7 protein-coding genes, 2 pseudogenes and 1 riboswitch are annotated in these 14,321 nt (G+C 76.5%); of the genes and pseudogenes, 3 read left to right on the top strand and 6 right to left on the bottom strand.

What is annotated here, in order from left to right:
• Position 1: 1 nt before the first annotated feature.
• The 5 genes from ACFV4F_RS05150 to ACFV4F_RS05130 all read right to left on the bottom strand — a co-directional run bounded on the left by ACFV4F_RS05150 (position 2) and on the right by ACFV4F_RS05130 (position 9,256).
• The gene (locus ACFV4F_RS05150) at positions 2-1,168 is read right to left on the bottom strand and encodes an AAA family ATPase (protein ID WP_380500490.1); all 1,167 of its coding nucleotides are present in this window, start codon (positions 1,166-1,168) and stop codon (positions 2-4) included.
• Positions 1,165-6,420, bottom strand: a complete 5,256-nt coding sequence (locus ACFV4F_RS05145; RefSeq protein WP_380500489.1) for a hypothetical protein — start codon at positions 6,418-6,420, stop codon at positions 1,165-1,167. Before ACFV4F_RS05145 ends, ACFV4F_RS05150 begins: the two co-directional genes overlap by 4 nt.
• On the bottom strand, positions 6,417-7,274 hold the full coding sequence (locus ACFV4F_RS05140) for a DUF4132 domain-containing protein (RefSeq protein ID WP_380436165.1): 858 nt from the start codon (positions 7,272-7,274) through the stop codon (positions 6,417-6,419). Before ACFV4F_RS05140 ends, ACFV4F_RS05145 begins: the two co-directional genes overlap by 4 nt.
• Positions 7,275-7,434: 160 nt before the next feature.
• Positions 7,435-8,223: an ABC transporter ATP-binding protein gene (locus ACFV4F_RS05135; RefSeq protein WP_380500488.1), complete on the bottom strand. Its 789-nt coding sequence runs from the start codon at positions 8,221-8,223 to the stop codon at positions 7,435-7,437.
• A gap of 31 nt (positions 8,224-8,254) precedes the next feature.
• Positions 8,255-9,256 carry an ABC transporter substrate-binding protein gene (locus tag ACFV4F_RS05130; RefSeq protein WP_380500487.1) on the bottom strand — a complete coding sequence of 334 codons (1,002 nt, stop codon included), beginning with the start codon at positions 9,254-9,256 and terminating at the stop codon, positions 8,255-8,257.
• A 106-nt stretch (positions 9,257-9,362) separates the two neighbouring features.
• Between ACFV4F_RS05130 and fhuB the strand changes: the two genes are divergently transcribed.
• Together fhuB and ACFV4F_RS05120 are read left to right on the top strand one after the other, a co-directional pair.
• Positions 9,363-11,549 (top strand): Fe(3+)-hydroxamate ABC transporter permease FhuB, encoded by a 2,187-nt coding sequence (fhuB, locus tag ACFV4F_RS05125; RefSeq protein WP_380500486.1) that lies wholly within the window; start codon positions 9,363-9,365, stop codon positions 11,547-11,549.
• 46 nt (positions 11,550-11,595) lie between these two features.
• A pseudogene (locus ACFV4F_RS05120) lies at positions 11,596-12,741 on the top strand (alpha/beta hydrolase-fold protein); the annotation flags it as partial.
• Positions 12,742-12,766: 25 nt separating this feature from the next.
• Here ACFV4F_RS05120 and ACFV4F_RS05115 read toward each other — a convergent pair.
• Entirely contained in the window at positions 12,767-13,633 is an 867-nt protein-coding gene (locus ACFV4F_RS05115; protein WP_380496120.1) for a zinc-dependent metalloprotease, read from the bottom strand.
• Positions 13,634-13,759: 126 nt separating this feature from the next.
• Positions 13,760-13,829: riboswitch (guanidine-III (ykkC-III) riboswitch) on the top strand.
• Positions 13,830-13,841: 12 nt separating this feature from the next.
• Between ACFV4F_RS05115 and ACFV4F_RS05110 the strand changes: the two are divergent.
• Positions 13,842-14,321 (top strand): annotated as a pseudogene (locus ACFV4F_RS05110) (hypothetical protein); the annotation flags it as partial.

Raw genomic sequence — 14,321 nt, 5'->3', positions numbered from 1 at the left:
CTCACGCCTCCAGGGCCGGGCGCAGGTCCCACAGGGTGCGCCAGGTGGCGGCGCCCTGTTCGGCGCGGCGCCGGACCGGGCCGTCCCAGTAGCCGAGCAGCCGGCCGGCGTCGGCCGGGTCGTCCTTGCGCACGACGCCGATCAGCTGGCCGGGCAGGCGGCCGAGCAGGTCGCCGCCGTCGGGCAGGTAGGCGGCGGCGACGCCGAGGGCGGTGGCGACCGAGACGGCCTCGGCGGTGCTCATCACCGTGGACGGGCGCTCGACGTCCCAGCCCTCGGTGGAGCGGCCGGTGCGCAGGTCCCGGAAGGCGGTGACCAGCGCTTCGAGGACGGCGTCGTCCACCGTGAACGGCGCGCCCGCGCGGGCGACGGCGGCGGTGGACTGGCGGCGGACCAGGTCGACCTCGGCGGCGAGGCTCGCGATCGGGCCCACCGTCTCGAAGTTGAACCGCCGCTTGAGGGCCGCGGACATCTCGCTGACGCCCTTGTCCCGCAGGTTGGCGGTGGCGATCAGGGTGAAGCCGGGGGCGGCGTGCAGCTGGGCGTCCGGGGAACCCGCCAGCTCGGGGACGGCGACGCGCCGTTCGGAGAGCAGCGAGACCAGGGCGTCTTGCACCTCCGGCAGGCAACGGGTGACCTCCTCGACCCGGGCGACGGCGCCGGCCGTCATCGCGGTGAGGACCGGGGACGGCACGAGGGCCTCCCGGCTGGGGCCCTTGGCGAGCAGGAGGGCGTAGTTCCAGCCGTACTTGAGCTGGTCCTCGGTGGTGCCGGCGGTGCCCTGGACGGTGAGCGCGCTGGTGCCGCACACGGCGGCGGCGAGCAGTTCGGAGAGCATCGACTTGGCGGTGCCGGGCTCGCCGACGAGCAGCAGGCCGCGCTCGCCGGCGAGGGTGACGACGCAGCGCTCGACCAGTGCCCGCTCGCCGACGAACTTCCGCTCGATGACGAGGCCCTTGCGACCCGCCTTGAGCTTCTCGCCGTCGCTGCCGAGGACGAAGGTGACGACGGCGCGCGGGGTCAGCCGCCAGCCGGGCGGGCGCGGACCGGAGTCGTGCGCGGCGAGGAACTCGAGTTCGGCCGCGTACTTCTCCTCGGGCGGCGTGATCTGCCGGGCGGGCGCGTCGGCCGGGGTCGTGCCGGAAGGGGTCGTGGTGGGGGCGGTCATCGGCGGGCCTTCCTGCGCTTCGCGGTCTGGAGCTGTTCGTATCCGGGGGCGTCGCCGTCGACGGTCCGCTGCCAGGCGCGGGCGAACAGCTCCGGGACGGGCTGGTGCGGCAGCGCGGGACGGTGGGTGGCCAGCTCGTAGAAGTCGGCCTTCCAGGTCTCGGCGGGCAGGGCGGGCGCCTTGGCCTCCTGCCAGCCGCAGGGCAGGAAGAGCGTGCGGCCGGCGCGGGCCCGCTTGGCCTCCATGACGAGGCCGGTGGCGGCGAGTTCGGCGCGAGCGCGCTTGAGCCGGGCGGGCTTCCAGCCCGTCCAGCGGGCGGCGTTGCGGTCGGTGGGGTCGGGCAGGGCGAGGAGCTGGAGGTAGAGCGCGGCGGCGTCCTCGCCAAGGCCGTGGGTGCGGGCCGCCTCGGCGACGAGGGCGGGGACGGAGAACTGCGGGTTGTGCAGCCACCGCGCGTCGCCCTCGGCGGAGCCGGCCGGCTCCGTGGGGGCGGCCAGGTTCTCCGGTTCGCCGCCGAGGACGGCCGCGATGGCGGCGAGCTCGCTCGCGAGCCCGTAGCCCGCGCCCAGTCCCTCCAGCAGTTCGAGTACCTGGTCGTCGGCGCCGGTGAGCCCGGCGGGGCGCAGCAGGACCCGCTCCATGGTGCCGCCGCTGGGGGCGAGGACGAGGGCGGGGCCACAGCGGACCAGCCCGTCGGGGTCGGCGCCGCCCTCGGGGGGCAGGCCGAAGTGGGAGCGCAGGATCACGGCCAGCGACTGGCCCTTGGCGGTCTGGAAGAGGTTGAAGTCGAACAGGAGCTCCGGGTCCGCGAGGCGTTCGCGCAGGGCGGTGGCGGTGCGCGGCAGCAGCGGGCGCAGCGGGCTGTCGGCGGGCAGGTGGTAGACGAGCCAGCGGAGAGCGTCGATGGCCCCGCGCAGCATTCCGAAGCCGGGGACGGCGGAGGCGTCGGCCGCGACCATCTGCTTCGACGACCCGTCGGGGGTGGTGGTGAGGCGGAAGGTGGTGGTGCGGCTCAGCCAGGGCGTCCGGTCGGGGTTGAGGACGGCCTCGACGTGGTCGACGTCGACGCCGGTGACGGTGGCCTGGGCGTCGTCGGGGAGGGTGACGAGCCGTCCGAAGTGCCGGATCCAGGCCTCGGCTCCGGCGGTGAGGTCGGGGCCGTCGCTCGGGAGGGTCTCGGGGTCGGCGGGCAGCAGCGCGGCCCAGACCTCGTCGAGTCCGGTGCGCTCGCGCCGGCGCAGCCAGTCACGGGCGGCGGTGGCCTCGGCGGCCTTGAGGCCGAAGTCCGGGAGCCGGTCGGCGGGCAGCACCGGGCCGTGCCACTGGAAGAGGGCGGGCGCCGCGGCGAGGACCAGGGAGGCCCGGGCCGTGCCGATGCCGGTGAGCTCGCCGAAGGCCGTGGCCCGCGCCCGGTCGGCGGGGACGGGCCCGTGCAGGGCGAGGACCCGCAGGAACGTGGCGATCCAGGCGGCGTCGAGCCGCTCCTCGGTGTTGCGCTCCGCGATGGTGGTGAAGTGGTCGACCGGACCGAACTCGCCGCTCGGGTCGTGGTCGACGGCCAGCCAGTACGCGTGGTCGCCGCGGGTGTTGCGGTGGCCGAGGATGACGACGGTGCGGTCGCCGTGGCGCAGCACCTGGCCCTGGCGGTGGGCGGTGGGCCGGCCGGTGGTGGTGCGCTCGGTGGGCTCGCTGAGGGCGATCTGGCGCACGGTGGCGCCGCGGTCGGCGAGCAGGCCCCGGGTGAGCTCGCCGAGCAGGAGCACGAGGGTGGAGCGGTGGGCGGGCTCGGTGAGCGGGGAGGCCGCAGCCTGGACCAGGAGGTGGAGCCGGCCGAGCAGGGGCAGCCACGCGTGGTGGATGTCGCCGCCCTTGAGGTCGACGGAGGCCGGGCTGCTCCAGCCCTCGGCGGTGGCCGGGGGAGGGTCGGCGAGGACGGCGGTGACGGTGCGCAGGTTGTTCAGCACCTTCCAGGTGCCGGGGGCACCCCACGAGGAGCCGTAGCGGTCGACGTCGGGCACCCAGCCGCTGACGGCGGCCTGGAGTTCGGCGTCGCGGCCGTGGTCGGGCCGGTGCTCGGGGGGTGCGGCGGCGGTGGCGGTGGGGGCGGTGGGTCGAGCCTCGGCCTCGGGCTGTTCGACGAACCGGCCGACGCCGTTGAGGAGTTCGGCGGCGATCCGGGCGAGTCCGGTGACGCCGGCGAGCAGCCGCGGGTCGGTGATGCCGGGGAGGGCTGCGCCGACGGCCCGGACGGGCAGCCTGCGGCGGGCGCCCCGGCGGTGCGTGAGTTTGCGGCGCACGCCCTGGACGGTGAGCCAGCGCTGCTCGTTCTCGGGCACCGGTTCGACGTCGGCGGGCCAGGCGATGTCGATCAGCACGGCGGCCTGCTCGGGGGTGACGGCGCGCAGCACCTGCGAGCCGGCCTCGTCGCGGGGGCGCAGCGCGTGCCAGTGGTCGAGCGGCGGGACGAGTCCGGTGCCGACGGCCTGGAGGTCGCCGGGGCGGCAGGGGCTGAGGTCGACGGTGCGGGCGTGGTCGGCGGTGGCGACGTCGGGGCCGAGGTCGGGCAGGGTGAGGGCGAGGTGGTCGCGGATCGACCTCGTGACGACCGGGCCCGTCGGGGTGCTCTCTCCCGGTGCGGCGGCCGTGCCCGGCAGGGTGAGCCGGCCGACGGGGACGATGTCCGGGTGGGCCCCGTTCAGGGGCATGACGATCGTGCGGCCGTCGGCGCTGACGGTGGTGACGGTGCGCCCGGTGTCGACGCGCACCCAGCTGCCCAGCACTGTGCCGTCGGTGCCGAAGGGCGTGTGCTCCAGGCCGGGCTGGAGCGGCAGCAGCCGCGTACGGTCGAGGTCGAGCGTGCCCGCGGCGGCCGAGGCGGCGATCACGGGCGGTTCGGCGGCGCGGCCGAGGGTGCCGGTCGCCGGGTCGAACTCGTGCAGCGCCCGGCCCGTCGGGCCGTGCCGCAGCGTCCAGTGGCCGGTGCCGTCGCCGAGGACGGGGTGCTCGGCGGGCATCCGGGTGTCGCCCGTGTGCAGCGGGCGCTCGCCGGTGGTCCGGCCGCCGCCGGGCAGCGGGAGGGACGGGGCTTCGGGGTGCCGGTCGCCGTAGTAGTACCGGGCGATGGTCTCGCCGCCGAGTTCGAAGGTCTCGGCCGGGCGGCCGGACCAGTAGGCCCGCTGCTTGCCCTTCTCGTGCCAGACGACGAGGAGTTCGCCGTCGACGAAGCGCAGCCGCGGGCGGCTCCATTGTTCGAGCTTGGGCAGGCGCAGGGTGTGTTCCAGCACGATGCCCTGCGGGCCGACGACGACGGCGCGGTCCAGGCGGGCGAGGATCAGGTGCGGCCAGGCGTCCTCAACGATCAGGCCCTGCAGGGTGCGGCCGCCGGGCGTCTTCCCCAGGTCGTCGTCCTGGCTGCCGACGGGATCGGAGGTGGTGCCGGGGGACTTGGGCGGGTCGGCGAGCTTGTCGAGCGCCTCCTCCAGGGCGGGCCAGCCGAGTTCGTCCAGGATGCCGGCGCCGAGCGCGCGGGCGAGCAGCCCGGCGACGTCGAGGGCCGCGATCCGCTCGGCGGCGGCGGGGGAGATCGACCGGAGCACCGAGCGGTACGGCGAGAGCGAGCGCACGAGGTCGGCGGCGCCGGCCAGGCCGCGGGCGGCCGCCACCTCGGCGGCGCGTTCGTCCGCCCACTCGGCGAACAGCTCGCGCAGCAGCGGCAGCGCGGGCAGCTTCTGCTGCACGGCCGTCTCCCACGCCGAGGGCGTCGCCGCGCGCAGCACGCCCCGGAAGCGGGGGTCGGCGGCGACGGCGGCCAGGTCGGGGCCGGTGGAGCCGCTGTGGCGGGCCCAGCCGGTGAGGTCGAGGCCGAGGCCGGCCGGCGGGTCGGCGACGGGCACGCCGTCGGCCAGCAGCCGCTCCAGCAGGTCGAGTTGGGTGGTGCTGCGGCGGATCCCGGTGAAGAGGTCGACCGGGGTGCCGTCGGCGCGCAGCCGCTCGGCCATCCGGCCTGCGAGCGCCACCGTGGCGGCGCAGGTGGGCCGGGAGCCCCAGCCGCGGCCGATGTGGTCCGTCCAGCGGCGGAGCCAGGCGGCGGGCGCGGTGTCCTCGGCGCCCTGCACGCCCTGCGCGCCCGGGGTGTGCTCGGGGCGCGGACCGGTGAGCAGGCCCTCGGCGCCCGTCTCGGCGAGCACGGCCAGCCAGGCGGCGTCGTGCTCGGCGACGCCGGAGTTGGCGCCCGCCGTGGGCATCAGCTCCAGCAGGCGGCCCCGCACCGCCTCGTCGCGCCCGCCGAGGGCGACGAGGGCGCCGTGCCAGGACTTCCAGAACGCGACGGGTGCCCGGTTGGCCGCCGGTGCCGCCAACAGCTCGGCGAGCAGGGACTGTTCGTGCTCCTCCCGGTCGAGCCCGGCGGCCTTCACGAGGGCGCGGGCGTCCTCGGCGACCCCCGCGTAGGGTGCCATGCCGGCGGCGGCGCGCTCGGTGCACAGCTGGCGGAAGCGCTGCCAGGCCGTCGCCGCGTCGAGCCGGGCGCCGAGCGACTTCACGTACTGCCGCAGGGACTTGACGGTGAGCGCACCGGCCAGGGCGAACTCCAGGAAGACGGCGCGCAGCCGCTCCTCGTCCACCTCCAGGCCGTGCGTGCGCTCGGCCTCGCGGGCCTTGCCGAACCAGCTCGCGGCGTAGGTCTGGTTGCCGACCCCGAGGAAGATCCGGCCGACCTCCTCGCAGAAGGTGGGCAGGAAGTGCGGCACGGCGCGGCCCAGGCGCGCGGCGAGCGCGTCGAAGCCGTCCTTGGCGGCGCCGGGCTTGGACTTGGCCTGGCGGGCCAGCCGCTCCAGCTCCTTGACCAGGGCCAGCGCGTGGTGCCCGTTGGCCGGGTCGTGGACCAGCGCCCACGCCGGGAAGCCGAGCGCCTCCTGGCGCACCTGGCCGACCTCGGCGGGCTCGGCCTGCGGCGCGAGGCCGAGGAAGTCGACGGCCAGGTCCTCGGCGGGGCCGAGCGCGCCGGGCACCAGCCGGACGATCCGGCGGCCGTCGAGCGCGGGGTGGGCGTAGGTGCGGGCGGTCAGCACGTCCGCGGCGCTGTCGGAGCGGCCGGCACCGGGCACGGTGCCGGCCGGGAGGACGGCGCCGGCGTCGAGCAGCCGCTCGTGCCGGCCGACGTCCGGCAGGGCGCTCTGGCCGGTGCCGGCCGGGCCGGTGCCGTTGGCGGTGGTGCCGTTGGCGGTGGTGCCGTTCAGGCTGGTGGCGGTCATGCCGCTTCCTCCCCTTCGATCGTGCGGCCGGCGTACAGCGCGGCGGCCATCCGCATGCCCTCGGACCACGCCACCGGACCGACCTGCGCCAGCGGCAGCGCCCGGCCGTCCGGCCCCGCCCAGCTGAGCGGGCCCGTCTCGCACTCGTCGTAGTCGTAGTAGTCGCCGACCCACAGCCGGGCCTCGACCGTGCGGCCGTCCTCGACCACCGGCACGACGGCGCTGCCGCCGCGCACCCGGTAGCCGAGCCGGGCGCAGCGCCCGACGAGCTCGCGCAGCTCCTTGTAGCGCCCGCCCGCGTACGTGGTGACCTCGGTGCCCGCCGGCACCTCCGCCGGCCGGTGCCAGACCTCGCGGTAGAGCTGCTGGACCCGCTGCGAGACGCCGAGTTCGACGGCGAACTCGCGCAGGTCGTCGAGGTCCGCGAGGAGGACGGGGTGGGGTATCCGGATCTCGCCGTCGGCCAGGCGCACGGTGTCGCCGTCCGGGTCGACCAGCCCGAGCCCGCGCTCGGCGTCGGCGTCGCGCAGGAACCCGGCGACCTCGCCGTCGGCCCCGGTGACGACCAGGTCCCGCAGGACGCCGCGCCAGGCCTCGTCCGCCCACACCGCGGTGACCACGGCCGCGGGCACGGGCAGCGAGCGCACCATCCACCGCTCGACGTCCTCCAGGCAGCGCCGCTCGTGCGCCCCCAGCCACTCGGCGAGCTGCCTCAGCTGGGTGACCACCGGATCGTCGCCGAGCTTCGGCGGCACGGCCTTCAGTTGCCGCCCCGCCGCGTTCCGGCACAGCACCGTGCCGTCCCCGTCGAGCGCGACGCGGTACCCGCCCGCAGTCGTCTCCACCCATGCCACAGCCGTTCTCCTCCCACCTGTCGGTCAGCGATGGGAGGAACGTAGCGAGGCCCACTGACAACGCGACGCCCAGGGTCCCGGCTCCACGACCTGCGGAAACCAAACCCCTCGAACGAGTGAACGATCCTGGCCGGCCCTCCGGAGAAGCCGCGGCGACCCGTCAGCGGGTGCGCGGGCGCGGGCGCGGGACGATGACCGGGGCGCCGTCGGCCGGGGCGGGGAGGACGTCGGTGTCGACGTCGTACAGGGCACGCACGAGGTCCGGGTCGACCACCTCTCGGGGCGGGCCGCTGGCGACGACGGCGCCGTCGCGCAGGGCGACGAGCAGGTCGGCGTAGCGGGCCGCCGCCGCGAGGTCGTGCAGGACCATGACGACGGTGCGCCCGTCGGAGGCGACCTCGCGGACGAGTTCCAGCACCTCGACGGCGTGGCCGAGGTCGAGGGCGCTGGTCGGCTCGTCGAGCAGGACGACGGGGGCGTCCTGGGCCAGCACCATGGCGAGCCAGCAGCGCTGGCGCTGGCCGCCGGAGAGGCGGTCGAGGCGGCGGTCGGCGAGCGCCTCGACGCCGGTGGCGCGCAGGGCGTGGGCGGTGCGCCGCTCGTCCTCGGCGGACCACTGGCGGAACAGGCCCTGGTGCGGGTGGCGGCCGTAGCGCACCAGGCCGGCCACGGTGACCGCCTCGGGCGCCTGCGGGCTCTGCGGGAGCAGCGCGACGCGGTGCGCCGCCCGGCGCGGGCGCAGCCGCCACACGTCCTCGCCGCCGACCAGGACCCGCCCGGCGTCGGGCCGGTGCAGCCGGGCGACGGCCCGCAGCAGCGTGGACTTGCCGCAGCCGTTGGGGCCGACGACGGCGACGACCCGGCCGGCCGGCACGGCGAGGTCGACGCCGTCGAGCACGGGGCGCCCGGGGCCGTAGCCGGCGGTGAGGCCCTGGACGGTCAACTCCACGGTGTCTCCAGAGGGTTGATGGGCGTGCGGTTCAGGAGGCGGTCAGGGCCTTGGTGATGTCCTCGATGACGACGCCGGCCGCGAGCGGGCCGCCGCGGGTGGACCAGACCGAACCGTCCACCGTGACGGCGTGGTTGTTCTTCACGGCGCCCAACTCCCGGTAGGCGGGCTTGGACTGGACGTCCTTGAGGGCGGACTTGCCGTCGTCGGTGAGGGTGGAGAGGAACAGCCAGTCGCCGTCGATCTCGTCGAGCTTCTCCAGGCTGAGCGCCGGGCCGTGCGCGTTGCCGTCCTTGTCCTGGGACTTGGGGCGGGTGAGGCCCATGTCGAGGGCGACGCCGCTCGCGAACTGCTTCTTCTCCATCCAGCTGGGTCCGGTGGGGTTCCAGCGGACGATCGAGACGGCCGCGCCCTTGCCGGGGCCGAGGCCCTCGCCCGCCTGCTTGGCCTTGGCGTCGTAGTCGCCGATGACCCTGTCGGCCTGGTCGAGCTTGTTGACGGCGTTTCCGATGCCGCGCAGGGCGAGCTTCCAGTCGTCGGCGGGCGCCATGGTGACGAGCGTGGCCGGGGTGATCTCGCGCAGTTGCTTGAGCACCTGCTCGTCCTGCATGTCGCCGGCCAGGATGAGGTCGGGCTTGGCGGCGATCACCTTGTCCATGACGGGCTGGAGCAGGTTGCCGACCACCGGGACGCCCTCGACCTTGCCCTTGAGGTAGGCGGGCGGCGCGTCCAGGCCCTGGCCGTTGGTGATGCCGACCGGCTGCACGCCGAGGGCGAGCACCGCGTCGAGGTCCTCCTGGGTGAGGGTGACGATCCGCTGGGGGGCGGCGGGGACCTCGACGGCCTTGCCCGTGGCGTCCTTGACGGTCCGCTTGTCCCCGGACGACTGCGGCGCGTCGGCCGCCTTGGCGGAGGAACCCGACGAACCCGACGCACCGCACCCGGCGAGGAGGAGGGCGGCGGCCCCGGTGACGGCCAGCGCCCGGGCCGCGCGGTGGCGGGCGGGACGGAGCGGGCTCTGGGCGTACGGCATGGGTGCCTCCGGGCAGCGGTGGTACGGGAGTTCGGCGGGCTCCGCCGGATCGGCGCGACGGGGGCGCCAGGACGGACCGCTTTCGACGTTAGGTTAGCCTTACCTTATGACATTGTCGCAAGTGGGCGTCCACGAAGCACCCCGGACCGGCCCGCGCAGCTCCCCCGCATCCCCCGAGCCCTCCGGGCCCGCCGGGGCGCCGGCGGGCGAGGGCCACCGCCGGACCTGGCCGGTCGCCGCCGGGGTGCTCGCGGCGCTGCTGGCGCTCGCTGCCCTCTCGCTGTCCGTCGGCGCGGGCGAGGTCGGCCCGGGGCGCGTGCTCGCCTACCTGCTGGACCGTGACGGCGCCCGCGCGGACGGCCGACTCGCCCTCGTCGTCGGCGATCTGCGCCTGCCGCGCACGCTCGCCGCGCTGCTGGTCGGCGCCGCCCTCGGGGTCGCGGGCGCGCAGTTGCAGTCCGTCACGCGCAACCCGCTCGCCGAGACCGGCCTGCTCGGCGTCAACGCGGGCGCCTCCCTCGGGGTCGTGCTCGGCATCGCCGTGCTCGGCGTCCAGAGCTCGTACGGCTACCTCGCGTTCGCGTTCGGCGGGGCCCTGGTGTCCGGCGTGCTGGTGCTGCTGATCGCGGGCGCCCGGGGCGGCGGTTCGCCGATGCGGCTGGTCCTCGGCGGATCGGCGGTCGGCGCGACCTTCGGCGGTCTCACCGGCGTCCTGATCGTCAACTCGCCGGAGGCCTACGACCGTTACCGCGTGTGGGTGCTCGGCTCGCTGGCCGGGACGGAGGGCTGGTCGACGCTCGGCCGGATCGCTCCGGTGCTCGCCCTCGGCTTCGCGGTCGCCGCGCTCGCCACCCGCCCGCTCACCGCGCTCGCCCTCGGCGACGACCTCGCCCGCGGCCTCGGCCACCGGCCCGGCGCCACCCGGGCGGCGGTCGCGCTCGCCGTCACGCTGCTCACCGCCTCGGCGGTCGCGCTCGCCGGTCCGGTCTCCTTCCTCGGCCTCCTCGCCGGGTTCCTGGCCCGCGCCACCGCCGGGCCGAGGGTCGGCCAACTGACCATGCTCGCAGGCTTGTTCGGCGCCGCCGTGCTGACCGGCGCGGACGTCCTCGCCCGCGTGGCGGCCCGGCCGTTCGAGGCGCCCGTGTCGGTGATCGTCGCCCTGATCGGCGCGCCGGCCCTGATCGCCATCGTCCGCTCGCGCCGCACGGCCGCGCTCGCCGTCACCGAGACCGCCACGTCCTCCCCACCCGGCCGGGAACTGCCGCCCGGGAAACCGGATTTGGTCCTGCGTCGCGGCGCATGGTCGCTGTTCCTCCCCCGTCGCGCGCTGCTCGCCGCGCTCGGGCTCGGCGCCGCCCTGCTCGCCGCCGTCGTCGTCTCCGCGCACGCCGGACAGGGCGGATTCGGCCTCGGCCGGACGTTCCAGGCCGTGTTCGGCTACGGCGACCGGCTCGACGTCCTGCTCGTGCAGCGCTTCCGGCTCGGCCGGATCGTCGCCGGGCTCGCCGCCGGGGCCGCCCTCGGCCTGGCCGGCTGCCTCACCCAGACCCTCGCCCGCAACCGCCTCGCCACCCCCGAACTGCTCGGCGTCAACGACGGCGCCACGGCCGCCGTGCTCGTCAGCGCGACCGTCTCCGGCACCTTCGGCGCCTGGTGGGCCGGACCGCTCGGCGCCCTCGCCGCCGTCCTCGCCGTCACCCTCGTCTCCGGCGGGCTCGGCGCGCGCGGCTACCGGGTCCTGGTCGTCGGCCTCGCGATGTCGGCGCTCGCCTCGGCCGTCGTCCAGGTCGCGCTCGCCCGCCGCTCGCTCAACTCGGCGGGCTCGCTGTACGTATGGACCTCCGGCAGCCTCAACGGGCGCGACTACGACGTCGCCGCGCCCGTCCTCGCCGGGCTCGCGGTCCTGGTGCCGGTCGCGCTCGCGGTGGCCCGGCGGCTGGCCGTACTGCGCTTCGACGACGACGTCGCCGCCTCGCTCGGGGTCGAGCCGGGGCGCGTCCGGCTGGTGTGCCTGCTGCTGGCCGTCGCGCTGGCCGGCCTCGCGGTCGGGGTGTGCGGGCCGGTCGGCTTCGTCGCCCTCGCCGCGCCCGTGCTGGCCGGACGGCTCGCGGGGCCGGCCCGGGTCCCGGTGGTGGGCTCGGCGCTCGCGGGCGCCCTGCTCGTCGTGCTCGCGGACACGCTCGGGCGGGTGCTGATCGGCGGTGTGGAGATCCCGGTCGGCATCGTCACGACGGTGCTCGGCGGGCCGTTCCTGCTCTGGGTGCTGCTCGGGCGCAGGGGCGGCGCGGTGTGACGGCGAGCACGGTGCGGGAGCGAGCACCGCGTGAAGCAAGCGCGGCGTGACGACTGATTCGCTTGAACGAAAGGGGAGTTGGACCATGGAGCAGCAGACGGGCCCGCGCATCGAGCCCGATCCGGACGATCCGGCCTACCGGCAGGTGACGTTCACGTACGACGGCCCGGACTGCGACGGCGTGCTCGCGCTCGTCCACACCGTCACGGACCGGGACCGGCACGCCGGCGACCTCACCCCGCACCTCATGAAACCGACGGGGAGAGGGCGTTGGGAGATCACCTACCGCCTGCGGGCCGACCATCGCGCGTCCTACCAGGTGTACCCGTTCCACGGCGCGCCCCCCGGCACCGCGCGCGCCGACTGGATGCGCGTCCTCGACGACGCCCGGCCCGACCCGCACGGCGGCCCCCTGCTCCCCGCCCGGGACGGCCGGCGGCCCGCCACCGTCCTCAGCCTCCCCGAGGCGCCCGCCCAGCCGTACGCGGCCCGGCGCGACGGCGTGCCGCGCGGGCGGACGACGGCCCGTGCGCTCGACGGGCGCCGGGTGGACGTCCACCTCCCGGCCGGCTGGAGCGCCGACGGGCCCGCCGCGCCGTACGCGGTGGCGGTGCTGCTCGACGGCGAGATGTGGGGCGAGGTGCTGTCCGTCGGCGACACCCTCGACAACCTGGCGGCCGACGGCGCCCTCCCCCCGACGGTCGCGCTGCTCGTGCACACCATGGGCCCCGAGCGCGCGGCCGACCTCAGCTGCAACCCGGCCTTCGTCGACTTCCTCGCCGACCGGCTCCTCCCCTGGGCCGCCCGCGAGTTCGGCGCCACCACGGACCCGGCGGCCACCGTCGTCGCCGGCCAGAGCGCGGGCGGCCTCACCGCCGCCTTCGCCGCCTACCGGCGCCCGGAGCGCTTCGGCAACGCGCTCGCCCAGTCCGGCTCGTTCTGGTGGCCGGACGAGACCGAGTTCGACGCCGGCAGCGAGTGGCTCACCCGCCGCTTCGCCACCGAGGAGCGCCGCGCGGCGCGCTTCTACGTCGAGGTGGGGCTCCAGGAGTGGCTGCTCCTCGCCCAGAGCCGCCACCTGCGCGACGTCCTCACGGCGCGCGGCTACGACCTCGAATACCGGGAGTTCAACGGCGGGCACGACTACGCCTGTTGGCGCGGCGGCCTCGCCGACGGGCTCGCGCACCTGCTGCGCGACCGCCGCCGACCCGGGCCCCTCACCCCTCCGGGGGACCGCCCTCCGCGGGCCCCAGCCCCGTGCGGGCCAGCCAGCGGGCGGGGGAGGTGAGCTCGCGGCGGGTCGGCACCAGGGAGCGGTCCGTCCAGATCCGGTTCACCGTCTCCGTCCCGCCCGCCTCGACCAGCGTGCGCACGAACCGCACCGCCTTCTCGTGGGTGTCCGACTCGGCGCGCACGCCCGGCAGGCGGGACAGCAGCCGGGCGGCCCGGGCCGTCTTCCGCTCCCCCGCCTGGTCCCGGGCCAGCAGCCGGCGCGTCGCCCAGCGCGCGTGCCCCTCCCACAGCGCGCCGAGGACCGGGTCGTCCTCCCGCGTGCCGCCGGAGGTCCGGTGGAGCAGCAGCGCCTCGACCGCGTCCGCCCCCGGCCGGGGGCCGCCCGCGCGGATCTGGGCCTGGTGGGTCAGCAGGTGCGCCAGCACCGCGCGCAGCGGGGCCCGCTGCGGCGCGCCCGCCAGCAGCGCCGGAGCCAGCAGGAGGACCCACCGGCCCTCCTCGTCCTGCACCACCCGGCCGGACGGCACGCAGCTGATCCTGCGGTCGGAGTCCGCCGACGCCGGTCCCTTGCGCAGCGCCGCCTCGGCCTTCTCGCGCTTCGCCGGGTCCGCGACGGCCGCCAGCGCCTCGCCCGCGAGGACGGTCTCGCAGACCCGGCGCACGTAGGCCTCGCGGCGCTGCGCGAACGCGTCCGGGTCCACCAGCGCGAGGCGCACCCCGGGGCCGAGGTCGAGGCCCGTGGTCTCCTCGACGGGACCGGCCAGTTCCCCGGTCAGGGCGCGGGCCGCCTCCGCCAGGGCGTCCCACGCACCGCCCGCCTGCTGTTCGACGACGATCTCGATCTCGATCACGAAGCGGAACTGTACGTCGCCTGGAAAACTCTTCCCACTCGGTGCGCCGGACCGGCCGGAAACCGGCGTCCGGGAAGCGGTCCCCGGAGCGTCATGAGGGCGGCCCGGCACCGTGCTAGCGTCCCGGTGGCGGCGCACCGGCGCGCCCGCCCCGGACGAGACGTGCGCCGTACCCGGCCCGACAAGACGACGCACCGGAGGAGGCGTCATGCCCGACTTCACCCGGGCCGTCCCGGTGCCGCGGCCGCTGGACGTGCGGTGGATCCACGGCTCGCCGTCGGCCAAGCACGACACCGGGCCGGAGATCCAGGTCCACGCGTACGACGAGCACACGGTCGTACTGCGGCAGAACAAGGCCGTCCACTACGAGGCGCCGTTCCTGTACCTCCTGTTCGGGGCCGAGCGGGCGGTGCTGCTCGACACCGGGGCGACCGCCGACGCCGCGCACTTCCCGCTGCGCGCGGTGGTCGACGAACAGATCGGGGCGTGGCTCGCCCGCCACCCGCGGGACGGGTACGGACTGCTCGTGCTGCACACCCACCCGCACGGCGACCACGTCGCGGGGGGGGGGGCCGGGGGCGCCCCCCCCCCCCCCGCCCGGGGGGGGGCGCCCCCCCCCCGGGCGAATCACGGACATGGTGTGTCTCACCCACACGCACGCGCAGTGACGCGAGAGCAGTGGGGGTGC

Origin of the sequence: Kitasatospora sp. NPDC059722 (assembly GCF_042733235.1) — a bacterium.
Classification (GTDB): Bacteria; Actinomycetota; Actinomycetes; order Streptomycetales; family Streptomycetaceae; genus Kitasatospora.
Note: the sequence above shows the minus strand (reverse complement) of the source record. Positions and strands in the feature narration are given on the sequence as shown.